Source organism: Candidatus Reidiella endopervernicosa, from assembly GCF_013343005.1.
Taxonomy (GTDB): Bacteria; Pseudomonadota; Gammaproteobacteria.
This window is the reverse complement of sequence record NZ_CP054491.1, coordinates 836,439-861,676: the sequence shown is the minus strand read 5'-3', so window position 1 is coordinate 861,676 and position 25,238 is coordinate 836,439. Positions and strand designations below refer to the sequence as shown.

The 25,238-nt window shown below is 52.6% G+C and carries 17 protein-coding genes and 3 pseudogenes; 19 read left to right on the top strand and 1 reads right to left on the bottom strand.

What is annotated here, in order from left to right; genetic code table 11:
* Nucleotides 1-31 precede the first annotated feature (31 nt).
* Nucleotides 32-2,485 (bottom strand): penicillin-binding protein 1A, encoded by a 2,454-nt coding sequence (locus HUE57_RS04835; protein ID WP_078482051.1) that lies wholly within the window; start codon nt 2,483-2,485, stop codon nt 32-34.
* A 234-nt stretch (nt 2,486-2,719) separates the two neighbouring features.
* Here HUE57_RS04835 and HUE57_RS04830 point away from each other — a divergent pair, with 234 nt between their 5' ends.
* From HUE57_RS04830 to HUE57_RS04740, 19 genes and pseudogenes are all read left to right on the top strand, one after another.
* Nucleotides 2,720-3,787, top strand: coding sequence for a pilus assembly protein PilM (locus HUE57_RS04830; protein WP_201790704.1), 1,068 nt, complete (start codon nt 2,720-2,722; stop codon nt 3,785-3,787).
* Between the two features lie 409 nt (nt 3,788-4,196).
* Nucleotides 4,197-4,334 carry a hypothetical protein gene (locus HUE57_RS20170; protein ID WP_420885708.1) on the top strand — a complete coding sequence of 46 codons (138 nt, stop codon included), beginning with the start codon at nt 4,197-4,199 and terminating at the stop codon, nt 4,332-4,334.
* A 3-nt stretch (nt 4,335-4,337) separates the two neighbouring features.
* Nucleotides 4,338-4,918: pseudogene (locus tag HUE57_RS04820) on the top strand (type IV pilus inner membrane component PilO).
* Nucleotides 4,915-5,454 carry a pilus assembly protein PilP gene (locus tag HUE57_RS04815; RefSeq protein ID WP_174672815.1) on the top strand — a complete coding sequence of 180 codons (540 nt, stop codon included), beginning with the start codon at nt 4,915-4,917 and terminating at the stop codon, nt 5,452-5,454. The pseudogene HUE57_RS04820 and the gene HUE57_RS04815 overlap by 4 nt, the downstream one beginning before the upstream one ends.
* Nucleotides 5,455-5,470: 16 nt before the next feature.
* Entirely contained in the window at nt 5,471-6,022 is a 552-nt protein-coding gene (locus HUE57_RS04810) for an AMIN domain-containing protein (RefSeq protein ID WP_174672814.1), read from the top strand.
* The gene (locus tag HUE57_RS04805) at nt 5,997-7,076 is read left to right on the top strand and encodes a type IV pilus secretin PilQ (protein ID WP_174672813.1); all 1,080 of its coding nucleotides are present in this window, start codon (nt 5,997-5,999) and stop codon (nt 7,074-7,076) included. Before HUE57_RS04810 ends, HUE57_RS04805 begins: the two co-directional genes overlap by 26 nt.
* 86 nt (nt 7,077-7,162) lie before the next feature.
* Nucleotides 7,163-7,652: pseudogene (locus HUE57_RS04800) on the top strand (type II and III secretion system protein).
* A gap of 90 nt (nt 7,653-7,742) precedes the next feature.
* Nucleotides 7,743-8,267: pseudogene (locus HUE57_RS04795) on the top strand (shikimate kinase).
* Between the two features lie 64 nt (nt 8,268-8,331).
* The gene (aroB, locus tag HUE57_RS04790; protein WP_078482047.1) at nt 8,332-9,432 is read left to right on the top strand and encodes a 3-dehydroquinate synthase; all 1,101 of its coding nucleotides are present in this window, start codon (nt 8,332-8,334) and stop codon (nt 9,430-9,432) included.
* A 4-nt stretch (nt 9,433-9,436) separates the two neighbouring features.
* A complete protein-coding gene (locus tag HUE57_RS04785) occupies nt 9,437-10,588 on the top strand; it encodes a deoxyguanosinetriphosphate triphosphohydrolase (protein ID WP_078482046.1) in 1,152 nt (383 codons plus the stop codon).
* Nucleotides 10,589-10,714: 126 nt separating this feature from the next.
* On the top strand, nt 10,715-10,969 hold the full coding sequence (locus HUE57_RS04780) for a WGR domain-containing protein (RefSeq protein ID WP_078482045.1): 255 nt from the start codon (nt 10,715-10,717) through the stop codon (nt 10,967-10,969).
* On the top strand, nt 10,966-12,444 hold the full coding sequence (locus tag HUE57_RS04775; protein ID WP_078482044.1) for an AAA family ATPase: 1,479 nt from the start codon (nt 10,966-10,968) through the stop codon (nt 12,442-12,444). Before HUE57_RS04780 ends, HUE57_RS04775 begins: the two co-directional genes overlap by 4 nt.
* A 183-nt stretch (nt 12,445-12,627) precedes the next feature.
* Complete coding sequence (gene gltB, locus HUE57_RS04770; RefSeq protein ID WP_078482043.1) at nt 12,628-17,100, top strand: glutamate synthase large subunit; 4,473 nt, start codon at nt 12,628-12,630, stop codon at nt 17,098-17,100.
* Nucleotides 17,101-17,140: 40 nt separating this feature from the next.
* Nucleotides 17,141-18,547: an FAD-dependent oxidoreductase gene (locus tag HUE57_RS04765; RefSeq protein WP_078482042.1), complete on the top strand. Its 1,407-nt coding sequence runs from the start codon at nt 17,141-17,143 to the stop codon at nt 18,545-18,547.
* Between the two features lie 107 nt (nt 18,548-18,654).
* Entirely contained in the window at nt 18,655-19,719 is a 1,065-nt protein-coding gene (gene hemE / locus HUE57_RS04760; protein WP_078482041.1) for a uroporphyrinogen decarboxylase, read from the top strand.
* 938 nt (nt 19,720-20,657) lie between these two features.
* Nucleotides 20,658-21,794 (top strand): autotransporter outer membrane beta-barrel domain-containing protein, encoded by a 1,137-nt coding sequence (locus tag HUE57_RS04755; protein ID WP_174672812.1) that lies wholly within the window; start codon nt 20,658-20,660, stop codon nt 21,792-21,794.
* A complete protein-coding gene (locus HUE57_RS04750) occupies nt 21,766-22,182 on the top strand; it encodes a hypothetical protein (RefSeq protein ID WP_174672811.1) in 417 nt (138 codons plus the stop codon). The genes HUE57_RS04755 and HUE57_RS04750 overlap by 29 nt, the downstream gene beginning before the upstream one ends.
* A gap of 509 nt (nt 22,183-22,691) precedes the next feature.
* On the top strand, nt 22,692-24,440 hold the full coding sequence (locus tag HUE57_RS04745; protein ID WP_135621883.1) for a GGDEF domain-containing protein: 1,749 nt from the start codon (nt 22,692-22,694) through the stop codon (nt 24,438-24,440).
* The gene (locus tag HUE57_RS04740) at nt 24,437-25,231 is read left to right on the top strand and encodes a putative bifunctional diguanylate cyclase/phosphodiesterase (RefSeq protein ID WP_078482038.1); all 795 of its coding nucleotides are present in this window, start codon (nt 24,437-24,439) and stop codon (nt 25,229-25,231) included. Before HUE57_RS04745 ends, HUE57_RS04740 begins: the two co-directional genes overlap by 4 nt.
* Nucleotides 25,232-25,238: the final 7 nt, after the last annotated feature.

The following is a 25,238-nucleotide window of genomic DNA, read 5'->3' as shown; positions in this document are numbered from 1 at the left end:
AAGTGATGCGAAACACCCTCTGTTACACGAATCAGAACAGGGGCTCCTCTTCGGTTGTCGTCTCGCTGCCACTTTGCACCGAAACGCCAATCGTTTCAGCCTTGGGCACATATTCGCTACGGAAGGTCTCAAACATTGCGCCAGGCTGACCACTGGTTGCCAACATACCGGTCTTTGGATCGATACGTACCGTGACCAGACCTGAGGGCTGCTCCAGAGGCTGCTCTGGCACTCCATCTAGCGCCTCCCGCATAAAATCGATCCACATCGGCAGTGCGGCACGCCCACCGGTCTCACGATTTCCAAGTGGGCGCACTTGATCAAAACCGACCCAGGCGGTAGCCACGACGGCGTGATTAAAACCACTAAACCAGGCGTCACGCTGGTCATTTGTCGTACCCGTCTTTCCAGCAAGATCCTTACGTCCCAAGGTGAGTGCACGTCGTCCTGTTCCGCGCTGAACGACGTCACGCATAATGGTATTCATTAGGTAGACAATCTGCGGGGAGACAACACTCTCTGCAATATTCTCAGGCTTCACCAGTGGCTCTTCCACAGGCACAGCATCTGGCTGAGGAGCAACTTCACTCACCTCAATCGCTTTCATCTCCCCACCATCACTCTGCCCTTCGCACCAGCGGCAGACCGTCGCAGGCTTAGCACTAAAGACAACTTCGCCATTCGACTTTTCAATGCGTGAGATGAAGTAGGGCTCAACGCGATATCCACCATTGGCAAAGATCGCGTAGGCCGTCACTAACTCGAGAGGCGTTACAGTGCCACTACCGAGTGATAGCGACAGATTACGCGGCAGACGATCACCGTCAAAACCAAACTTGCTCACATAGTCAATCGCGTAGTTGACACCAATTGCGCGCAGCAGGCGTATGGAGACCAGATTACGAGATTTTGTCAGCGCAAATCTGAGCCGGGTTGGACCGAAGAATTTGCCACTATAATTTTCGGGTCGCCAGGCGCTCTCCAGCGCCGCATCCTCAAAGACAACGGGGGCGTCATTGATCAGACTCGCCGCGGTGTAACCCTTTCCAAGGGCTGCGCTGTAGATAAAGGGTTTGAAGTTGGAGCCAGGTTGGCGCTTCGCCTGTACAGCGCGATTAAACTTGCTCTGATAGAAGTCAAAGCCACCAACCAGCGCCTGCAGTGAGCCATTCTCAGGCGATAACGCCACCAACGCGCCTGAGACATCGGGTATCTGTCGCATCTGCCAGCTGCCATCTTCGGCCTTAGCGATCCGGACAACATCACCCACCTTCAGAATATCCTCGGCAAGCTTTGGTTCTGCGCCAACACGATTATCATCGATATAAGGGCGCGCCCACGAAAGCCCCTTCCAGTCAATCACAACCTCACCCTCAACGACTGAGTAGAGCGTAACCTGCTGTTCCTGCACACCTGTTACGAGCACTGGTGCAAGCCCACCAACAGTTGGAGTCTGGGACAACATACGCTGCCAATCACTCTCCGACTCATCCCCTCTGAGCATGACATGACGTTCGGCACCGCGGAAACCGTGGCGCTGATCGTAGGCTATGAGCGCATTGCGAAATGCTACGTTGGCAGCACGCTGACGACGATCGTCGAGGGTAGTAAAAACATTCAATCCGCTAGTGTAAATACCTTTGCCATGCTGGCTGAACATCTCAGCACGAACCATCTCTGCAACGTAAGGCGCTTCAATCTCAGGTTTTACGACATGCAGCGATGACGAAACAGGTTCAACAACGGCCTCCTTAAATGCCTCTTCAGTAATGAAACCAAGCGAGCGCATTCTTCCCAATACATAACCTCTTCGCTGCAGAGCGCGTTTGGGATTAACAATCGGATTGTAACGAGAGGGTGCCTTAGGTAGGCCGGCGATCATTGCGATCTGTGCCAGCGATAGCTCACCGATGTGCTTGCCGTAGTAGACCTGTGCAGCTGCCTCCACACCATAGGCACGATTTCCGAGATAGATCTTATTGAGATAGAGCTCCAGGATGTCCGTCTTACTCAACTCACGCTCAATCTTTAGCGCCAACAATATCTCATTGATTTTACGAAGATAGGTCTTCTCTCTACTGAGGAAAAAGTTACGCGCCACCTGCATGGTGATGGTACTGCCGCCCTGTCCCTTCTCACCGGTACGTATCAGGTAGATACCAGCGCGAAGCAGTCCCTGGTAGTCAACGCCAGGATGCTCGAAGAAACGATCATCTTCAGCCGAGAGAAATGCATTGACCATCTGCTCAGGGAGCTCTGCAAAAGTGACTGGCGTCCGTCGCTTCTCGCCAAATTCAGCAATCAAGGCGCCAGATTTAGAGTAGACGCGCATCGGGACCTGCAACTGCACATCCTTGAGACTATCGGTAGAAGGTAGCTTAGGAGAGAGGTAGGAGTAGCCCGCAAAAATAGCCGCCATTCCTATCACTGAGGCACCAATAATGAAGAGCAATAGACCGCGCAATAGCTTTAATAACGTTTTCATCTATCTTTTATCGGCCACAGGTAGTGATTTATGAGAGTACACGTAGAAACTAGACTTACCAGCAAATTTGCATTATACGGTGTTACGTTAGCTAAGTTACACACCCTTTGCAGTTGCATAATAAACTTAAACAACTGCATTCACTATTCGAACTTAGTTGTTGATTTATATTCAACTATGGTATTTAATTGCCAGAAGGGAATAATGCAAACACACATAATATAAGGAAAAAACGTGAGTCTCGCGCTGCCCTTTAGCAAAAAGAAGACCCCACTGCTCGGCCTGGACATTAGTTCCACGGCTGTAAAGCTCCTTGAGCTCAGCAAAAGCGGAAAACGCTATCGCGTTGAAAGCTATGCGGTCGAACCCCTTCCTGCCAACTCCGTTGTTGAGAAAAACATCACCGATGTGTCCGCTGTAGGTGATGCAATCAAGAAGGCCGTAAAACGCTCAGGCACGCGCCAGAAGAACATCGCCGCCGCTGTATCAGGTTCCGCAGTGATTACCAAAGTAATCACCATGCCAGGGAACCTCAGCGATGACGAACTGGTCGGTCAAATCGAAATGGAAGCCGATCAGTACATCCCATTCCCGCTCGAAGAGGTCAACCTCGACTTTGAGGTGCTGGGTCGTACCGAGAAAGATGAAGAGATGGTCGATGTGCTCCTAGCTGCATCACGCAGCGAGAATATCGATGTCCGAGTAGAAGCCATCGAAACCGGCAGCCTTAACGCCAAGATTATTGATGTTGAAGCCTATGCCATGGAAAACGCCTTCGGCCTGATCGCCGATCAACTCCCCGACGAAGGGCAGGGTACCGTCGCCGTTATCGACGTAGGCGCCACCATGACAACACTGAGTGTGCTGCACAATCGTAGGACTATTTATACCCGCGAGCAGGTCTTTGGTGGAAAGCAGCTAACCGAAGAGATTATGCGCCGCTACGGTCTCTCCTATGAAGAGGCGGGCATGGCCAAAAGACAGGGTGGCCTTCCTGACAACTACGCAATGGAGGCCCTAGAGCCGTTCAAGGAAGCGATGACCCAACAGGTCAGCCGCTCTTTACAGTTCTTCTTCTCCTCCAGCCAATACAACAGCGTAGATAATATCGTACTCGCTGGTGGTAGTGCCTCCATCCCTGGCATTGATGAGTTGATCGCTGAACGCATCGGCACTCCAACCAGTATCGCAAACCCGTTTGCAAATATGTCCCTGGCCTCCAAGGTCAAACCACAGGTTCTCGGTAACGACGCCCCCGCACTTATGATCGCCTGCGGCCTTGCTATGAGGAGCTTTGACTGATGGCACATATCAATCTACTCCCCTGGCGTGAAGAACTACGCAAAGAGCGACAGCAGCGATTTATTTTGCTGGTGTTGTTGCAGCCGCAATCACAGGCGCGATTTTCTTTATGCACATACATATGCTCAGAACCTGATTGACGGCCAACAAGAGCGCAATAACTACCTCTACCGAAATCAAATTACTGGATAAAAGATAGCTCAAATCAAAGTACTTGAAGAGACAAAAAACGTCTTATTCAAAAATGGAGATCATCCAACAACTCCAGAATAGCCGGCCACGCATCGTACACCTGTTTGACGAGTTAGTCCGCACCCTGCCTGACGGAGTCTTTTGAAAAATGTAAATCAAAAGGCAAAACCTATCAATTAATGGTTCCGCAGAGTCGAATGCTCGCGTATCCGCCTACATGCGTAACATTGATAGCTCCGAATGGATAGGGAACCCCAGGCTATCGATTATTACCGGGAAATCTTCTGGCCCTAGTCGCACGAATGACTTTAAGTTATCTGCAAGTCAAATCATTAAAAACCCCTACGGGGAGTGATAAATGACACTTGATGACATCAGAAATCTAGACAATGACTTTGGCGCATGGCCTCTAGCAATCAAAGCCTTGGTTATCGTAGTTGTTTGTGCTGCGCTATTATTTGCGGGCTATTGGTTTGACACACAACACCAACTTCTGGAGTTTGAAAAACTCCAGAAAAAGAGATAGATCTAAAGAAGGCGTTTGAGTTCAAACAGCGCAAAGCCGCAAACCTAGACGCTTATAAAGAGCAGCTTGCCGAAATGGAACGTACTTTTGGCGCACTCCTTAGACAACTACCGAACAAAGCAGAGATTGCTGATCTTTTAGTTGATATTTCACAAACAGGATTAGCCAGCGGTCTCGAATTCGAATTATTCAAACCAACCGCTGAACGCAACAAAGAATTTTACGTTGAACACCCAATAAACTTAAAAGTCATTGGCCAATACCACGAATTTGGTGAATTCGCCAGCGGGATTGCCGCACTCCCTAGAATTGTCACTCTTCACGACATTGGAATTTCGCCTCACAAGTCAAAAGACATGCTTGTCATGACAGCTCGAGCCAAGACCTACCGGTATCTTGAGGAAACGCGATGATCACCAGATACCCATACAATAAGCCGTCGTTAATATCAGCACTTATTTCTATCGTTTTGCTCTCAGGCTGTACCAACAACAACATGCCTGAGTTGCGCAACTACGCAGAAAATATTAAGGCAAGACCTGGCGGCGCAATCGAACCGCTCCCACAGCCAAAACCCTATGAAACATTTTCGTACAACGCGTTTGAGATGAGAAGTCCATTTCAACCAGAAGTGGAAAAGGAACCCGAAATCTCAACCAACATTAACAATGGAATTAGCCCCGATCCAAACAGACCAAGGGAGACCTTGGAAGCATTCTCACTCGACACACTCAGAATGGTTGGAACACTACAACAGCAAAGTCAGCTATGGGCATTAATCAAGGCCAGTGATGGCACAATACATCGCGTACACAAAGGCAACTACTTAGGGCGTAATCACGGCAAAATTATCGGTGTTAACGATGATTCTATCGAGCTAACAGAAATTGCGCCTGACGGACTCGGCGCATGGGTTGAACGCCCAGCATCACTGGCGCTAAGCGAATAGTTTTCGGGGAATAGAGATGACAGCCAATCAAGCTACTAACAACCCATCCATGACTGTGAACCAAATGACAAAAAAGAATTTAAGAACCTCACTCGGGCATATAACCTCAGCCATTGTTGCCTTTTTGTTGCTTATCAGCTCTAGCGTTACTGCATCTGCGCAGAACACGCTTACTGGTATAGATTATTCTGCGCTGTCAGGTGACAGAATACAGCTAACCCTAACGCTCTCAGAAGCAGCAACTACACCTCGTAGCTTCACAACAAACCACCCCGCTAGAATTGCACTTGATTTTTCAGGCGTATCGAATGCAACCAACAAAAACAGCCTTGATGTGGCAATCGGCACAGTGCAGAGCATCAGAATCGCAGAGGCTCAAGGCCGTACGCGTATTGTACTAAACCTTACTGAACTAACTCCGTACGAGACAAACGTAATAGACAATAGAGTGATTTTAACTATTGCCAGCGACACATCAAGCCAAGCCACACAAACCACTCAAACTACGCCAGCTCAAATTGCCACTCTCCGGCCACTAAAACGTGAGCGACGAAATAGAGAGCGTTGATTTTCGGAGGGGTGATAACGGCGAAGGGAAAATAGTAATTAAACTTTCGAATCCATCCACGCCCATCGACATGCATCTTGAAGGTGGAAAGGTGGTCGTTGACTTCATTGAAAACAACGTACCCGAACAATTACAACAACGTCTTGATGTGGTGGACTTTGCCACCCCCGTGAAGTTCATAGAAACAATCAATCTTCGCGACAACGCCCGCCTTTCCGTCACCACCGTAGGTGACTATGAACATTCCGGCTACCAAACTGATAACACATATACGGTTGAATTCCGCCCTCTAAGTGAAGAGGAGATCGCAACAAAACGTGAAAAGGAGTTCAAGGGCGAACGGCTTTCACTAAACTTCCAAAACATTGAAGTACGTGCAATCTTGCAACTAATAGCCGACTTTACTGGGTTGAACATCGTCGTTAGCGATTCCGTACGTGGAAACCTGACGCTACGCCTTCAGAATGTCCCATGGGACCAAGCATTAGACATTATACTTAAGAGCAAAGGCCTAGACATGCGCCAGACAAACAATGTCGTTATGGTCGCGCCAGCTGCTGAAATTGCCGCACGTGAAAAACTAGAGCTCGAAGCTGCACAACAGATAACTGAGCTTGCCCCGCTGCGCACAGAGTTTATTCAAATCAACTATGCAAAAGCATCCGACATTTCAACCCTACTTAAATCAGACTCTAAGAATCTTTTATCTGGAAGAGGTAGCGTCAGCGTTGATGCAAGGACAAACATCCTTCTTGTGCAAGAAACGTCAGATAAGCTAGCCGAAATACGCGGCGTTATTGCCAAGCTCGACATTCCTGTAAGACAGGTAATGATCGAATCAAGAATTGTTGTGGCAAGCAATGACTTCTCAAAAGCCCTCGGCACCAAACTTGGTTACTCAGGCGTCGTAAGCGATGACATCGGCGGCAATAACACACTAGCTGTTACCGGCTCAGGAGCGGGCGCTGACTCCATGGTCGGTTCAGGAGAGTCAATCCCAGGTAACGGTGTTTCACCCCTGTATCTGTCCCAAACCTCAACAATAGAAACATAAGCTCTAATCCAATTGGCGGTGCAGTTGGCAGCATAGCCTTCGCGCTTCTTGGCTCGAACTACCTGATCGACCTGGAGCTAGAAGCTATGCAAGCCGAGGGTAAGGGTGAAGTCGTATCCAACCCTAGAGTGGTAACATCCGATCAAACACAGGCGAGCATCAAGCAGGGCGTAGAAATACCTTATCAAGAAGCAACCTCTAGCGGCGCAACATCCGTCACCTTTAAGGAAGCCGTGCTTCAGCTTGATGTCACACCACATATCACGCCTGATGATCGAATCATGATGGACTTAAAAGTCAGCAAAGACAGCCCTGACTTTGCACGTAGTGTTCTCGGCGTACCACCGTTGGACACGAGAGAAATTACAACCAATGTACTCGTGGGTAATGGAGACAGTAGTACTCGGCGGTGTCTACGAGCACGATAAAACCAAAACCGAAAGCAAGGTTCCATTTTTTGGTGATCTCCCAGTTGTTGGCGTGCTTTTTAAGAGCAACGAAAATACAGACGACAAACGTGAACTTCTGATTTTTGTAACGCCAAAAATACTCAAGCAACGATCTACCGAATTTTAACGCCACATCCAATAATCTTATCGGGTCGCTTCGCATGCATCATGTGCTGCGAAACGGCCTCTTGCTTTATGACAAGAAACCCCAACGAACATGAGCATCACCTTCAACATCTATCTGGTTGGCCCAATGGGAGCTGGAAAATCCACCATTGGTAAACAACTGTCAAAAGCCCTCAACATTCAATTTCTCGACAGCGACAATGAAATCGTCAAGAGGACAGGTGCAGATATCCCACTTATTTTTGAACTCGAGGGTGAAGCGGGTTTCAGAAAGCGCGAATGTGCTGTCATTGCTGATTTAACAAGCAGCTCACCAATCCTTCTAGCCACTGGTGGCGGCGTCGTACTGAGTGCAGATAATCGCAAAACCTGCGCAAATCGGGATATGTTATCTACCTCAACACATCTGTAAATCAACAACTTCGAAGGACTTCAAGAGACAAAACCGCCCCTACTACAGACTGAAGATCCTCGTAAAAAACTTGAAGAGCTAATGGCCACTCGCGATCCACTCTATCGAGAAGTAGCCGACCTCATCATCGAAACTGATGGTAAACATGTGAAAAATGTCGTCAAAGCGATCATTTCTGAGCTACCTGAAGCCTTTCAGCGTTAAGCTTTTTTTGAGTGGTCAGACAATATCAACTACTCTTAGACATCCATTTAACTAAACGACCCACATGAAGACCTTAACTGTAGACCTTGGTGATCGTAGCTACCCGATACATATTGGTAGCGACCTACTCTCTGATCCCAACCATTACATTCCGCATATCCGTGGCAAGCAGGTACTGATTGTCAGCAACGTAACTGTTGCTCCAATCTATCTCGATAAAGTCAAAAGTGCTCTCACCAATTTCACCGTCGAATCAGTGATTCTCCCTGACGGTGAAGAACACAAGAATCTTGACATTCTAAACACCATTTTTGATCGTCTCCTTGAGAAACACTTTGATCGCGGCGTGACACTTATCGCGCTCGGCGGCGGTGTTGTTGGTGACATGACAGGTTTTGCTGCGGCTTGTTATCAACGCGGCGTGGCCTTTATACAGATACCGACTACGCTCCTTGCTCAGGTCGACTCATCGGTAGGAGGCAAAACAGGCGTCAACCACCCTCTCGGGAAAAACATGATTGGTGCATTTCACCAACCCGCCTGTGTACTCGCCGATATCAACACATTGAATACTCTCGACGACCGCCAGCTGAGCGCAGGCATTGCCGAGGTCATTAAGTACGGGCTCATCAGAGACACCGAATTCTACGTTTGGCTCGAAGAGAACATGCCCGCATTATTGCGGCGTGACCCAGACGCGCTCAGCTACGCAATAGAACGCTCCTGTCAGATCAAAGCCGAAGTCGTGGCCGCAGATGAGCGTGAGGGTGGGGTAAGGGCCATTCTCAACCTGGGACACACGTTTGGACACGCCATTGAAACCGGCATGGGTTACGGTGCCTGGTTACATGGCGAGGCAGTCGGTATCGGTATGCTCATGGCGGCACACCTCTCATCCCAACTCGGTTGGCTGACTAATGCCGATGTTGAACGCGTCGAGGCACTGCTTATAGCTGCACGATTACCTGTCCACTCTCCACACACATTGGATGGCAAACGTTTTATAGAATTGATGTCGGTCGACAAAAAGGTCTTAGATGGAGCCATCCGGCTAGTGCTACTTCGATCGATTGGAGAGGCGGTTATTACCTCTGATTTTGGCATTGACACCATTGAGAACACTGTTGCCAACTACCAGCATCGTACCGATAGAGATACACCCTAACTCGATGCAAAAACTCGCCGCCTACGCTACCAACGATAGCAACACACTCGGTAGACGCCACTATGAGGAGGCCCCACAGTGCCGGGGTGAGTTCCAGCGTGATCGCGACCGCATTATTCACTCCACCGCATTCCGTCGTCTCGAGTATAAGACTCAGGTTTTTGTTAACCACGAGGGCGATCACTATCGAACTCGGTTGACCCACTCAATCGAAGTAGCTCAGATCTCACGCTCGATCGCCCGCGTCATGCAGCTCAACGAGGATTTGGCCGAGGCTATTGCGCTGGCACACGATCTAGGCCACACGCCCTTTGGTCATGCAGGCCAGGATGCGCTCAACGAATGCATGCAGAACTTCGGGGGCTTTGAGCACAATCTGCAATCACTTCGTGTTGTTGACCAACTCGAGGATCGTTATGCCGATTTCCGCGGTCTCAACCTCTGTTTCGAAACAAGAGAGGGCATTCTCAAACACTGCTCACTTGAAAATGCACGCACACTTGGCGATGTTGCCGTCCGCTTTATCAATAAACAGCAACCAAGTCTCGAAGCTCAACTGACCAACCTTGCCGATGAGATCGCCTACAACAGTCATGATGTCGATGATGGACTCCGCTCCGGCCTGATCACGATGGAGTCACTATGCGAAATTGAGCTGTTTCGTGAGCAATACGATGAGGTCAAGCAGCAGCATCCGGGGCTCTCTGAACGGCGCACCATCCACGAGATTGTCAGGCGTTTAATTAATCGCCAGGTTCTCGACCTCATCCAAACCGGCAAAGATAGTCTCGAACAGAGCAACCCTGCCTCTCTCGATGATGTGCGCTCCCAAAAGCAGGCCACAATCAGATTCAGCGATGAGATGGTGGAAAAGAACCGTGATCTTAAGCGTTTTTTACGCCAGGGTCTCTACCGCCACTTCCGTGTACACCGTATGAGCGCTAAGGCACACACCATCATTAGCTCTCTCTTCGAAGCCTTCTTCAGTGATACACGCCTGCTGCCCGATGAACAGCAACAAAATGCTGCCGAGCTACTACAGACTGAGGGCGATGCCGGGCGCGCTCGTGCCGTGGCTGACTATATCGCCGGCATGACCGATCGTTACGCCATTGTTGAATATGAACGCATCTTCAATCCCTCGCATCTCACCTGATTCAATCTGTCGCGATCAAGCTATATTTCACATATCATGGGCAGGTTATTTACAGACGGTCGATCAGCTCGATGAGAACAGCTACCAACATACATATCGATACACAAAGCTGAGTAAAACTGAGCCATGCGTATCTACATGCAGACCCCGGCAGCCGAGAGCACGCCACCACGCTTCTATCACCTAATCTTGCAGCAGGATCTTATCGAGGGATGGAACGTGATCCGCGAATGGGGTAACCAGGGCTCATCTGGGCGCGTTAAGCGAGAACACTACGACACCATTGAACAGGCTGAGGAGGCGCTATTAAAATCACGTGATGCACAGATCAAACGTGGTTTCAGCGTCGTCTTTCTCCAGGGACAGGTAGCACCGAAATGAATCCAGACTCAGGTGACCAATCTACCTACCTCGCCTATTTCGGCCTTAACCATGCCCCTTTTACCGATCTCAACCAGCCGAAGTTTCACAGCCATGCCATAACCACACAACGACTCGACCTGCTATTGCACCTCACGCAATTCAGCCAGCGTCAGCTGTTCTTAAAAGGCTTACATGGCAGCGGCAAATCCACACTGCTCAAACAGTTTATCAAACGCGCTGAGGATAATTGGCAGACGTGTCGTATTGAAGCGACACTCTCGACGAGCGCCGATGGGATCGTCAGTGAACTGAATCGCTGTTTTGGACTGAAAGAGAACAACACATTCGAGCAGCTCAATGAGCGACTGACCGACATCTCTCGTGACGGTGAGCGCCCAGTCATCGTGGTTGATGAAGCACACCTATTGCCAGTCGATTCGGTCATTGCACTACTACAGATCACCGACAGCCATCATGAAAGCGATGACAAAACGGCAACTCTCATACTTTGCGGTGAACCATCGCTCGAAACGACACTCGCAACACCTGTAGTAGCAGCTCTATTACCTGAAGGCCCACAGGTTGTGGAACTTCCAGCAATGGACTCGGCACAGCTACGTGACTATCTGCAGGCCCACCTGCGCGCCGCTGGGCGCAGTGGCGACCTACCCTTCAGCGCCGCACAGATCGAACAGCTTCATCAGCAATCTGAGGGGTTGCCTGGCAAGCTAAACACTCTGGCGCAACAGATGATCGAGATGATGGCGCCCACCTCGACACCAGCAACGGAAACAATCGACACTCCACGCCACAAGAAGAGCGGTCCAATAGGCCGTTATCTTCTTATCGGTGCGCTTGTTATTGCCGTCGGTACCATTCTGATCTTTCAAAAACAGATCAATCAGCTCTTCAATGTCGAGCAGAGTAGTGCACAAACTAATGACCCGACCACATCCCAAAGCCAGTCAATCTCCCGTCCAGTCGAAAGCACGAGCATCACACCAGCACCTCAACCGATTCTACGCACTGCGCCTGAACCTGAGCCTGTAGAGCCACCAGCGCCTACTAGCATCAAGTCCAGCACGGCCAAGCCCCTCCCCTCAGCACCGTCCATCACCGACACGGCGCCTGCGCCCATTGCAGTAACGAACAAACCACCGCCAGCTACCACACCAACCACTGCCACACTCACTTACCACACTGAGGAGTGGCTCTTGGCACAGCGTCCAACAGCCTACGCCCTACAGCTACTCGGGGTTGAAAATGAGCAGTCGGTGATCGACTACATTCAAGAACATCGTATTGAGCAGCAGGCCGCCTACTTCGCCACCATCAAGAATGGCAAACCGTGGTTTGCTCTTTTGTATGGACTCTACCCCTCTTATGAAGCGGCACAGGCAGCCAAAACCCGCCTTCCCGTTTCACTCAACCGCTATACACCCTGGCCACGCAGTCTCGCCTCAGTACATGCCGAGATCAGAAAACACCCCTAGCCCATGCGCCATATCGGTGCGCCAGCTCTAGCCACCAAAATTGAACCACAAGCCCCTCATGAGTATACTGTTCTGCCTTTTGTCCCGGGTGCGGCGCTAGCCAGACCAGTTTTTTACTGTGTGCGTGGTACGCAACAACATCCGGCAGAACCTTAAGAATCATTAAGATAGCGGCGATATACCGTGAATAAATTAGACGAGAAATCGACCGGGCTCTACTGCCCCAGCTTCGAAAAAGACAACTGCGGCTTCGGCCTTATCGCCCATATGGACGGTAAACCGAGCCACAAACTGGTCACGACCGCCATCGGCGCGCTGGCCCGCCTCACCCACCGTGGCGCTGTTGCCGCTGACGGTAAGAGCGGTGATGGTTGCGGCCTGTTGATGAAAAAACCCGACAGCTTCCTGCGTGCCGTGGCTGCCGAGAGCGACATCAACCTCAGCACTCTCTACGCCGCTGGCATGGTCTTTCTCAGCACCGACGCCTCACTCGCCACCAAGGCGCGCCAGCAACTCGAAACTGAGCTGACTGCCGAGGGACTGAGTGTCGCCGGTTGGCGTATGGTTCCCACCGACAGCTCCGCCTGTGGTGAAGAGGCACTGAAGAGCCTGCCAGTGATTGAGCAGATCTTCATCAACGCGCCCGATTCGATGGATGAGACGCAGTTCGAACGTCACCTCTACATCGCCCGCCGCCGTAGCGAAAAGACGATTCAGGAGAACGATGAGGTCTTCTACCTCCCTACGCTCTCCTCCCGCGTGATCTCTTATAAAGGTCTGGTGATGCCGGCCAACCTACCGATCTTCTACCAGGATCTCAACGATGAGCGCCTGGAATCGGCCACCTGCGTCTTTCACCAGCGTTTCTCAACCAACACCTGGCCACAGTGGCGCCTGGCTCAGCCGTTCCGCTATCTGGCGCACAACGGTGAGATCAACACCGTACAGGGCAACCGCAACTGGTCGGTCGCACGTGGTCACAAGTTTGAAACACCACTACTGCCGATGGAGGACGTCCGTCCACTGGTTTCAATGAGTGGTTCCGACTCTAATAGCCTCGACAACATGCTCGAAGCGCTGCTCGCGGGTGGCATGGAAGTGTTCCGCGCCATGCGCCTGCTAATTCCACCGGCCTGGCAGAACATTGAGACGATGGATGCCGATCTGCGTGCTTTCTATGAGTACAACTCGATGCACATGGAGCCGTGGGACGGTCCAGCAGGTGTGGTACTGACCGATGGTCGTTACGCGGCCTGCTCACTCGATCGCAATGGCCTGCGCCCTGCGCGCTACGTGATCACCAAGGATCGTCACATCACCCTCGCCTCAGAGATCGGTGTATACGACTACAACCCCGAGGATGTGGTTGAAAAAGGCCGCCTCAAGCCGGGACAGATGATTGCTGCCGATACCGAAACCGGCGAGTTACTGCGCCCTGAAGATATCGACAGCCGTCTCAAGGGTGCACAGCCTTATAAAGCGTGGCTACAGCAGTTCACCAAGCGCCTTGAGTCGAGCCTCACCGAAGAGGAGGATGGTGCACAGTCGATCACCCAGGATCAGTTCGCTGTCTATGAGAAGCTCTTCCAGGTGAGCTTTGAAGAGCGCGATCAAATCCTGCGCGTGCTTGCCGAGGCAGGCATGGAGGCGACCGGCTCAATGGGTGACGACACCCCACTGCCGGTCCTCTCCACGCAACTCCGCTCGCCCTACGACTACTTCCGCCAGCAGTTTGCCCAGGTCACCAACCCACCGATCGACTCGATCCGTGAAAAGGTGGTGATGTCACTGGAGACGCTGTTCGGTCGTGAACAGAACATGTTTGAAGAGACCCCCGAGCACGCCGCACGTCTGTTGGTGAACTCCCCGGTCCTCTCTCACAGCAAGTTCCGTCAGCTGCTAGCTCTCGATGGCGACAACTACGCCAATGAACGTCTTGATCTCAACTACTCTGTCGACGGCAATCTTCAGGATGCCATCGAGTCACTCTGTGATGCTGCAGTTGCAGCGATCAAGGCTGGCAAGGTGATCCTAGTCCTCTCAGACCGTGACGTGACCGCTGGCAAACTACCAATCCACGCCCTACTCGCGACCGGTGCGGTACACCACCGCTTGATCGCAGAGGGGCTACGCTGCGATGCCAACATCGTGGTCGAGAGTGGCACCGCCCGTGACCCACACCACTTCGCCACCCTGATCGGCTTCGGCGCCACTGCCATCTACCCCTACCTCGCCTACGAGTGCCTGCTCGACATGCAGCGCACTGGCGAGATCACCGATACCAACGGTGCCAAGCTGATGCAGAACTACCGTGCCGGCATCAACAAGGGGCTCTACAAGATCACCTCGAAGATGGGCATCTCCACCATCTCTAGCTACCGTGGTGCACAGCTGTTCGAATCGGTCGGCCTCCACAACGAGGTTGTCGATCTCTGCTTCAAGGGCACTACCAACCGAATTCAGGGCAGTAACTTCGCCGATCTGGAAGTCGATCTGCGTAAACTCTCCAAACTTGCCTGGAACCCACGCAAGCAGAGCGTTCAGGGCGGCCTGCTCAAGTACATCCATGGCGGTGAAGAGCACGCCTACAACCCCGATGTTGTGCAGCTGATGCAAAAGGCCGTACAGAGCGGTGATAATAGCGACTGGGAAGCCTACGCCAACTGCGTCAATGATCGCGCCAAGCCGATCTCCCTGCGCGACCTGCTCAAACTGCGCAGCGGTACCAACGCCATCTCTATCGATGAGGTTGAATCCGTAGATTCGATCTACAAGCGCTTCGATTCGGCCGCAATGTCGCTCGGCGCACTCTCACCTGAGGCACATGAAACCCTCGCTGAGGCGATGAACCGCCTTGGTGCGCGCTCGAACTCTGGCGAAGGCGGTGAAGATCCGGTCCGCTACGGCACCGAGAAGCGCTCCAAGATCAAACAGATTGCTTCCGGACGCTTTGGTGTAACCCCGCACTACCTGAGCAGCGCCGAAGTGCTGCAGATCAAGGTGGCACAGGGCGCCAAGCCCGGCGAGGGTGGACAGCTTCCAGGTCATAAGGTCAACGACCTGATCGCCACCTTGCGTTACTGCAAGCCGGGCGTTGGTCTGATCTCACCACCGCCACACCACGATATCTACTCGATCGAGGATCTGGCACAGCTGATCTACGATCTGAAGCAGGTCAATCCTGACGCACTGGTTTCAGTGAAACTGGTTGCCGAAGCTGGCGTTGGCACCATCGCCGCAGGCGTAGCCAAGGCCTATGCCGACCTGATCACCATCTCCGGTTACGACGGTGGTACCGGTGCCTCACCGATGACTTCTGTTAAATATGCAGGTTCACCCTGGGAGCTTGGTCTGACCGAGACCCACCAGATCCTGCGTGCCAACGATCTCCGCGACAAAGTGCGCGTACAGACCGATGGTGGTCTCAAGACCGGCCTCGATGTGATCAAGGCCGCCATCCTCGGCGCTGAGAGCTTCGGCTTCGGTACCGGCCCGATGGTTGCGATGGGCTGTAAATACCTGCGTATCTGCCACCTCAACAATTGTGCTACCGGTATCGCCACTCAAGACAACGTGCTGCGTCGCGACCATTTCATCGGCAAGGTAGAGATGGTGATGAACTACTTCCGTTTCATCGCCAACGAGGCTCGCGAGATCATGGCACAGCTCGGTGTGCGCAATATTAATGAGCTGATCGGTCGCACCGATCTGCTTGAGATAGCGGGTGCAATTACCGACAAGCAGGCACGACTCGACTTGAGCCCGATCCTCTCCGATGGTGGCGTTGCGGCAGACAAGCCACAGTACTGCACCTCACCGAAGAACGAGCCATTCGACAAGGGCGAACTGGCTGAGCAGATGGTCAACGACACCCTGCTGGCGATAGAGAACAAGAGTGGCGGCGAGTTCAGCTACGAGGTACAGAACATTCACCGCTCGATCGGTGCACGCCTCTCCGGTGAGATTGCCAAGCGTCACGGCAACCTCGGCATGGATGATGCGCCAATCACCATCAAGCTAACCGGCACCGCCGGACAGAGCTTCGGCGTCTGGAATGCTGGTGGTCTCAACCTCGAACTCGAAGGTGACGCCAACGACTACGTCGGTAAGGGTATGGCAGGCGGCAAGGTCTCCATCAGCATCCCTGCTGGCAGCAACTTCAAGAGCAACGAGACCACCATCATCGGCAACACCTGTCTCTATGGTGCGACCGGCGGCAAGCTGTTTGCTGCAGGCACCGCAGGCGAGCGCTTCGGCGTGCGTAACTCCGGTGCGGTCACCGTGGTTGAGGGTGTTGGCGATCACTGCTGTGAATATATGACCGGCGGCGTGGTCACCGTACTCGGTGAGACCGGACTCAACTTCGGTGCCGGCATGACCGGCGGTTTTTCCTATGTACTCGATGAGAAGAACTGCTTTGTCGACAACTACAACCATGAGCTGATCGACATCCAGCGCGTCTGCACCGAGACCACCGAGGCACATCGCAACTACCTGCGCGGACTGATTGAAGAGTTTGTTGAAGCAACTGGCAGCGAGTGGGGCCAGCACATTCTCGACAACTTCACCGATATGGCGGCCAAGTTCTGGCTGGTCAAACCGAAGGCGGCTGATCTTGAGACGCTGCTTGAGGATCTGCGCCGGGCGGCCGCATAGGCCACCTGTCGTTACAACCAAATACAGTGACTGAATAGATATGGGTAACAACTTTCAATTTGTGCAGGTTCCGCGCACCGACCCCGAGAAGAAGTCGGCCGACGAGCGCGTTCAGGAGTACGCCGAGATCTACGGCCATTTTGGTCCCGAGAATGCGGCAGAACAGGCCGATCGTTGTCTCGGCTGCGGCAATCCCTACTGTGAGTGGCGCTGTCCGGTACACAACTACATTCCCAACTGGCTCAAGCTGGTTGCCGAAGGCAATATCGAAGAGGCCGCCGAGCTTTCGCACCGCACCAACTCACTGCCCGAGATCTGTGGTCGCGTCTGCCCGCAGGATCGTCTATGCGAGGGTGCCTGCACACTCAACACCGGCTTTGGTGCGGTCACCATCGGCGCTGTAGAGCGTTATATCTCCGATACCGCCTTTGCCAAGGGCTGGAAGCCGAATCTCTCTAACGTTGAAGATAGCGGTAAACGCGTTGCCATCATCGGTGCAGGTCCTGCCGGACTCGGCTGTGCCGATATTCTCGCCCGTCATGGCGTGAAGGCAGTAGTCTACGATCGTCACCCTGAGATCGGTGGCCTGCTCACCTTCGGCATTCCGGAATTCAAGCTCGAAAAGGGCATCGTCAAGCGTCGCCGTGAGATCCTTGAAGGCATGGGTATCGAGTTCAAACTCAATACCGAAGTCGGTAAAGACATTCAGTTCCAGGAAATGGTCGATGGCTATGACGCGGTCTTCCTCGGCATGGGCACCTACGACTCGATGACCGGCGGTATCCCTGGCGAGGATATGGAGGGCGTACATGTGGCGCTCGACTTCCTCATCTCCAACGTCAACAACTGCTACGACTATCCGCAGGACGAGAACGGCTTTGTCAGCATGGAAGGCCGGAATGTGGTTGTGTTGGGTGGTGGTGATACCGCAATGGACTGCACACGCACCTCAATTCGCCAAAGCGCTAAAGCCGTCACCTGTGCCTACCGCCGTGATGAAGCGAATATGCCCGGCTCGAAGAAAGAGGTCGCCAACGCCAAGGAAGAGGGCGTGCAGTTCGCCTTTAATCGCCAGCCAGTCGAGATCGTCGGCAATGGTAAGGTCGAGGGCATCAAGGTCATCACCACCGCCCTCGGCGAACCCGATGAGCGCGGCCGTCGTCGCCCAGAGCCGGTTGCCGGCTCCGAAGAGGTAATCCCTGCCGATGATGTCATCATCGCCTACGGCTTCCGCCCCAGCCCAGCCCCCTGGTTTGCCGACTTCGGCATCAACCTCGACGACCGCGGTCGTGTGGTTGCACCCGAGGAGAGCGAGTTCAAGTTCCAGACCAGTAATAAGAAGGTCTTCGCTGGTGGCGACATGGTACGCGGCTCCGATCTGGTGGTCACTGCCATCTACGAGGGCCGACAGGCCGCTGAAGGCATCCTCGACTACCTCGAGATCTGATCCACCTAAAACGCCCGGTTCACACCGGGCGTTTTACTATCTATCTAAATAAGTAGAATAGCGGGCTGCCTAACCGGCATACGCCCAATCCAATCAGGAACCCAGAGATGTCAGAGCTGAAAAACGACCGCTTCCTTCGCGCCCTCCTTAAAGAGCCTGTCGATGTCACCCCCGTCTGGATGATGCGCCAGGCCGGGCGCTATCTGCCCGAGTACAAGGCGACCCGCGCCAAGGCGGGCAGCTTCATGAACCTCTGCATGAACCCGGAGCTCGCCTGTGAGGTGACCATCCAGCCACTGGAGCGCTACCCGCTCGATGCCGCAATCCTCTTCTCCGACATCCTCACCATCCCCGATGCGATGGGCCTGCAGCTGCGCTTTGCCGAGGGCGAAGGTCCGATCTTCGACAAACCCGTACGCACTGCCGCCGATGTCGATGCCCTGCCCGTTCCCGACCCGGAAGATAGCCTCAAGTATGTGATGGACGCAGTGCGCACTATTCGTCGCGAACTCGATGGTCGTGTTCCGCTGATCGGCTTCTCCGGCAGCCCCTGGACGCTCGCCACCTACATGGTCGAGGGCGGCACCTCCAAGGACTTCGCCAAGGTGAAGGGGATGATGTTCGATCGTCCCGATCTGATGCACAAGCTACTCGATACCACTGCCCAATCAGTGATCAGCTACCTGAATGCCCAGGTCGCCGCTGGCGCCCAGGCCCTGATGATCTTCGACACCTGGGGTGGCTCGCTCACCCCACGTGACTACAAGGAGTTCTCGCTGCGCTACATGCAGCAGATAGTTGCTGGACTAACTCGTGAGGCCGACGGCCGCAAGGTGCCGGTGATTCTCTTCACCAAGGGCGGCGGACAGTGGCTGGAGGATATGGCAGCCACCGGTTGCGACGGACTTGGCCTCGACTGGACCACCGATATTGGCGAGGCTCGCAAGCGCGTTGGCGACAAGGTAGCACTGCAGGGCAACATGGACCCCTCGGTTCTCTACGCCTCTCCAGAACGCATTCAAAAAGAGGTCGCTGCGATTATGGAGAGCTACGGCAAGGGCTCAGGCCATGTCTTCAACCTTGGTCACGGTATCCACCAGCACGTCAACCCTGAACATGCAGGTGCCTTTATCGAGGCAGTGCATAAACTCAGCGCCCCCTACCACCGTTAAATTCGATACAAAATGCGTCCCTCATTCTGAGAGTTGAGGGGCGCATTTTGATGTTACGTAACATAGTAGTGATGTTGCGTTAACAAACCTTTCTATATATCCTGTTCTTCAACGTTTTTTTGCCATTTCAGCCATCTACGATCCGGAATGGCGGTTCGTCGGGCCTACAAGATCCAGAAAGTATCCGCCGATCATTTGACAAGATCCAGAAGAGCACATAGCTTTAGCTCTTATCGGACATAATAACGACCTGTAAAAGTAACGGAAAATACGCTCCTTAGAGGATAACTAAATGTCAGTATTCGCGCGTTTTGGGATGGCATTCCTATGCTTGGCACTTGCTGCATGTGAAGAGGGAACAGGAACAACGGGCACCGATGGGGGCACTGGAGGTACTGGAGGTACTACGACCACCATCACGATTGGTAGCGGCGGCATACCCTCCGGAGCGTTTACAGCCGGCGTCCTGGATATAACTGACACCACCATAACCTCAGGCGGTAGCACCTTTATCTTCGTATCGCTGGTCGACGATGATGATAATGGCTACGGTGACGCAACCATAACCTTCACCAGCACCTGCTCACCACTGACCTTGCAACCTTCACCAACCAGCAAACAATCCTTACGGGCCTAACGAGAGTCACCTATACAGCCGATGGCTGTACAACCTCCGACGATATCGTCGCATCGACCGTCATTGATGGTGAAACAATTGGCGCAACGGGCACCATCACCATCTCCCCATTCTCATAGGTAGCGGTGAGCCACCCTCATCCAGTTTCACAGCAGGCGTACTGGACATCGTTACACCTACCATTGCTGCCGATGGATCGACCGATATCCAGGTTTCACTGGCCGATGCTAGCGGAAACCTCTATGAGGGCAGTGCTGACATCTACTTCACCAGCCCTTGTATTGCTGCGGGCACCGCAACGATGACGTCACCTGTTTCCACCTCAGATGGCACTGTTACGGCCACTTATAACGCGGCAGGCTGCCTCGGCACAGACCTTGTACAGGCAGCAACCACCGTCGACGGCACAGCACTGAGCGTCTCCGACACCGTTACAGTTCTGGCCACATCAGGCGCAACTATCTCCTTGGGCACTGGAAGCGGCGGCAGTTTCAGCGCCGGTGATCTCGATATAGCTATCACCTCGCTCTCTGCTGGCGGCACAACAGGAATTACAGTAAATTTGGCTGATAGCGACAACGGCAATCTCTACCAGACACCCACCGCCATTACCTTCACTGCCAACTGCACCACATCAACCAATCACGGTTCGATTGACTCACCCGTCGCCTCATCAGGCGGTTCTGTCTCAACCGACTACACCGCATTGGGCTGTAATGGGGATGTAACGATAACGGCCAGTGCCACTGTCGACGGAGAGGCAACCACCGCTACCGGCACCATTACGGTCGCGGTAGGAACCGCCAATTCACTTCAATTTGTCTCCGCCGACCCAGCCAATATTGCGCTGCAAGGCTATAGCACTGGTGACCGCCCCGAAGTATCCACAGTCACTTTCAAGCTACTTGATACGGACAACAACCCGCTTCAGGGAGAACTGGTCAACTTCACCCTCAATACCGGTGTGGGCGGTATAACACTGACCTCAGCCAGTGGGACCACCAATGCAAGTGGCCTGGTTACAACCAAGGTCAACTCAGGTAACGTTGCCACCACCGTAAGAGTTACCGCCACTCTTGACTCAGACAATACGATAGCCACACAGTCCGACACCCTCACCATCTCAACCGGTATTGCCGATCAAAACAGCTTCTCCATTGCATCAAACAGGCTGAGTCCGGAGGCATTGATCCATAACGGTCCTACCGACATCGAAAGCTGTGATGAAGCAAATGCACAGTGTTCCCAGATCAGCATGATTGCCTCGACCACTTCAACAACCCGGTTCCCGATGGCACTGCCATCTACTTCACCACCGAGGGCGGAACCATCCAGCCCTCCTGTGAAACAACCGGGGAGGTTGTTCAGTTTGGTGGATGTCCAGCCAACCGAAACCTGGAGATGGCCGTGTGACCATACTAGCCACAGCTATCGGTGAGGAGTGGTTTATCGACTCCAACGGCAGCGGCATGTTTGACGATGGCGAATATTTCCAAGACCTTCCCGAGGCGTGGCGCGATGACGATGAGGACGGCGTATTTGATTTCACAGGTGCCGCTGACGACGAAGAATCAAGGGATTTCAATGAAAACAGCTCCTACGATGGTATCGACGGACTCTATAACGGCATCCTCTGTGAAGGCCCTACAGAGTGTGATGGCGTCTCAACCACCACCTACGTCAGGACATCCATTGTCCTTACCATGTCGGGTTCGAATGCAACAATCGGTTTTGACAATACTGGTGACAAAACTAGTGACATCGCCGGCACAACACCAGTTCTAGATGTTTTGCAGCCGACGCAACGGATGACGGTTATTTCATAATTCACGATGCAAATGGGAACCCGATGCCGTCTGGTACTACGATAACTGTCACTTCAAATGACGACGGCATATCAATAACCTCAGGCGAATCGCACACCGTCAATAATTCCAACCTATCTATTAATCCTGTGCCAACACAAGGGATGACTTAATCGGCAGCATCTTCTTTATCTACAGGTGCAAATGGTCCTGGCGCTGATGCGGAAACAACATCTTCGATTACTGTGGATGTCACCACGCCTGATGGCTCAACAACCTCTAAGACAATTTTTGTAGATTCAACATCATAAGAATCGTAACCAGCTAAACCTCAAGATGGGTCGCCACAAGGCGGCCCATTTTTACCTGTCTTCCAGCCGCATCTATTCGACTATCAATAACAACTCCAACTCTTCTTATATTGATGCGCCCTCTTACACTTCACACCCATATCATCTAGAATTCAAAGGGTTATCAATGATGACTTGCAACACGATTCCTCTTGAACCGGCACAACCGAACGGAGCCCTTTGAGCACACCCAATAAAAAAATGCTCTACAGCCTGCGCCAGATTTACCTGGGCTTTGCCGCACTGATTGGCCTGGGTGTGGTTGTTCTGGTATGGGGCGCTCAGATCTATGTGCTTAATGCGGGTGAGAGCAGCACGGCCAACATCAATACCCGTGACGCGCTGTTGCAGCATAGCCGTCAGATCAAACGGACGCTGTGGGAAGCATATGCGGGTGTTGATGCCTATCTTCTAAAACCAACACCTCAGTTTCACCAACAGGTAACCGACAATCTTGCCAGCGCCAAGAAACACACCGACCTACTGGCGACAGTTCCCCCGATACACGAACTCAATCCAGCGGCTATCGCACTAACGATCAGCAGCGAACTCTCATCACTGCAGAACCATGCCAACCAGCTACTTGCACTTCGCACCAATGGCGAAGCACTCTACCCGAGCTTTAAATTAATTCGAGATGTGCTGCGCATCGAGAACATCAAATTCACAACCACACTTTCCACTACCATCGACGAGCTGAATGCTAGCTACATACATAAGGATGGCTATCAGCTGTTTTTACGACTCAATCACAACTGGACCCAACTAACCTCAAGCTTTCATCTCTACCTGGCCAATCGTCTCTCTGGCTTTAACGAACCGGGACTTGTCGGTCAGGCAACCGACGTTGATGAACTCTATCAACAGTTATCGCGAACGCTCTATCAGATTCGCGAATTTGATCGCACCTACAGAATCGACCTCATCAATTCAAGTACCCTTGACGACATCGAAGAGTCCGCCATGAACTGGTACCGCAGCTTCGAGGAGATCAAACATATCCATGCGGGCAACTACTGGCGTAGCGACATCCCTCTGCTTGAAAATCATTTCCGTCCACTCTTTAACAACATCGTGAAAAAGCTCCACGACTTTGATCGCCAGATCGACGCATCTGCGGCTTACGATGTCGGCGCACTCTCCAATGTCGCAGATAATATCGGTAACACACTCTGGGCGATGACAATGATTGGCCTGATTTTTATCGCCGTGGTCTACCTGTTTTTTAATCGCATCGTGTTGCAACCTATCGCTCTGGTTGCACAGGCGCTCACCGACGAGAGCCGAAACAAGGTCAACATTCAGATTCCCAGACTCTGCACAACAGAGACCCAGAGCCTGGTGGACGCCTTCTCCGAAATGCGCCGCCAGGTCAATTCGCGACAGACCGAGCTTGAACACCAGGCACTACACGATTCACTCACCAGCCTCCCCAACCGCGCCCTGATTAACGACCGCCTTGAGCAGGCAGTTAAATCAACCCGACGCAGCGGCGGCAGTTTTGCCCTGATTATGATGGACCTTGATCGCTTCAAGGAGATCAACGACACACTGGGACATCAGGCAGGTGATGAAGTCCTCTGCCAGATCAGCAAACGTCTCAATAAAACCCTACGAGATTCTGATACCGTGGCACGCCTGGGCGGTGATGAGTTTGCCATCCTGCTACCTACCGCAGACGGAGAACAGGCAACCCACATTGCCGACAAGATCACCACCATGATGGAGCAGCCCCTGCAGATAAAAGAGCACAAGCTCTATGTCGGCGGAAGCCTTGGTATCGCGCTCTTCCCTGATCACGCCAACGATAGCGAATCACTGCTACAACGTGCAGATGTGGCCATGTATCTCGCCAAACGATCGAATAGCGGTTACGCCTTCACAACTCAGATAATGATGAGTACAGCGTACAGAGTCTCTCGCTTGTGAGTGATCTACGTCATGCCATCGAGAGCGATCAACTTGAGCTCTACTACCAGCCCAAATTAAACATCCATACAGCGACCATCACGGGGGTTGAAGCACTGCTGCGCTGGAACCACCCTGATCGGGGCTTTATTCCTCCCGAAGAGATGGTCAAGATTGCCGAGCGTACCGGCCTGATTAAACAGCTTACGCTCTGGGTACTCGAAGCAGCACTCTGCCAGTGTGCCGATTGGGTTAAGCACGGCGTCGACCTCAAGGTTGCCGTTAACCTCTCCGTGCTCAACCTTCAGGATCCGGAACTACCCCAGCAAGTCGGCGGCTTTCTGGAAAAATACAAACTTGCCGCTGACAAGCTATCTCTGGAAATCACCGAGGGTGCAATGATGGCCGACCCTGAGAGTGCCATCAGTAACCTCACCCGTCTTGATAAGATGGGCATTCGTCTCTCGGTCGATGACTTCGGTACCGGCTTCTCTTCACTCGCCTACTTAAAGCGACTGCCCGTTGATGAGCTGAAGATCGACAAGTCTTTTGTGCTCGACATGGAGAGCGATGAGAATGACGCTGCGATCGTTCGCTCCACCATCGACCTGGCTCACAATCTGGGGCTTAAGGTGGTCGCTGAAGGAGTCGAACACCACGCTCTGCTCACCTCTCTCTCCAGTCACGGCTGCGATGTCGCTCAGGGCTACTACATCGCCCGCCCTATGGATGTTAAATCGCTCAACGAGTGGATGGCTATCAGTTACTACCCCGCTGAAAACCACGTAGATGACCAATCCAAAATGAATTAGCAGTAAC

What these genes read in the sequence shown, in the direction of transcription:
- HUE57_RS04785 (WP_078482046.1), top strand. Translation starts at nt 9,437, where the DNA reads ATGCAAAAACTCGCCGCCTACGCTACCAACGATAGCAACACACTCGGT.
- hemE (WP_078482041.1), top strand. Translation starts at nt 18,655, where the DNA reads ATGTCAGAGCTGAAAAACGACCGCTTCCTTCGCGCCCTCCTTAAAGAG.
- HUE57_RS04775 (WP_078482044.1), top strand. Translation starts at nt 10,966, where the DNA reads ATGAATCCAGACTCAGGTGACCAATCTACCTACCTCGCCTATTTCGGC.
- HUE57_RS04810 (WP_174672814.1), top strand. Translation starts at nt 5,471, where the DNA reads ATGACAGCCAATCAAGCTACTAACAACCCATCCATGACTGTGAACCAA.
- HUE57_RS04780 (WP_078482045.1), top strand. Translation starts at nt 10,715, where the DNA reads ATGCGTATCTACATGCAGACCCCGGCAGCCGAGAGCACGCCACCACGC.
- aroB (WP_078482047.1), top strand. Translation starts at nt 8,332, where the DNA reads ATGAAGACCTTAACTGTAGACCTTGGTGATCGTAGCTACCCGATACAT.
- HUE57_RS04765 (WP_078482042.1), top strand. Translation starts at nt 17,141, where the DNA reads ATGGGTAACAACTTTCAATTTGTGCAGGTTCCGCGCACCGACCCCGAG.
- HUE57_RS20170 (WP_420885708.1), top strand. Translation starts at nt 4,197, where the DNA reads ATGCGTAACATTGATAGCTCCGAATGGATAGGGAACCCCAGGCTATCG.
- HUE57_RS04755 (WP_174672812.1), top strand. Translation starts at nt 20,658, where the DNA reads ATGACGTCACCTGTTTCCACCTCAGATGGCACTGTTACGGCCACTTAT.
- HUE57_RS04815 (WP_174672815.1), top strand. Translation starts at nt 4,915, where the DNA reads ATGATCACCAGATACCCATACAATAAGCCGTCGTTAATATCAGCACTT.
- HUE57_RS04835 (WP_078482051.1), bottom strand. Translation starts at nt 2,485, where the DNA reads ATGAAAACGTTATTAAAGCTATTGCGCGGTCTATTGCTCTTCATTATT.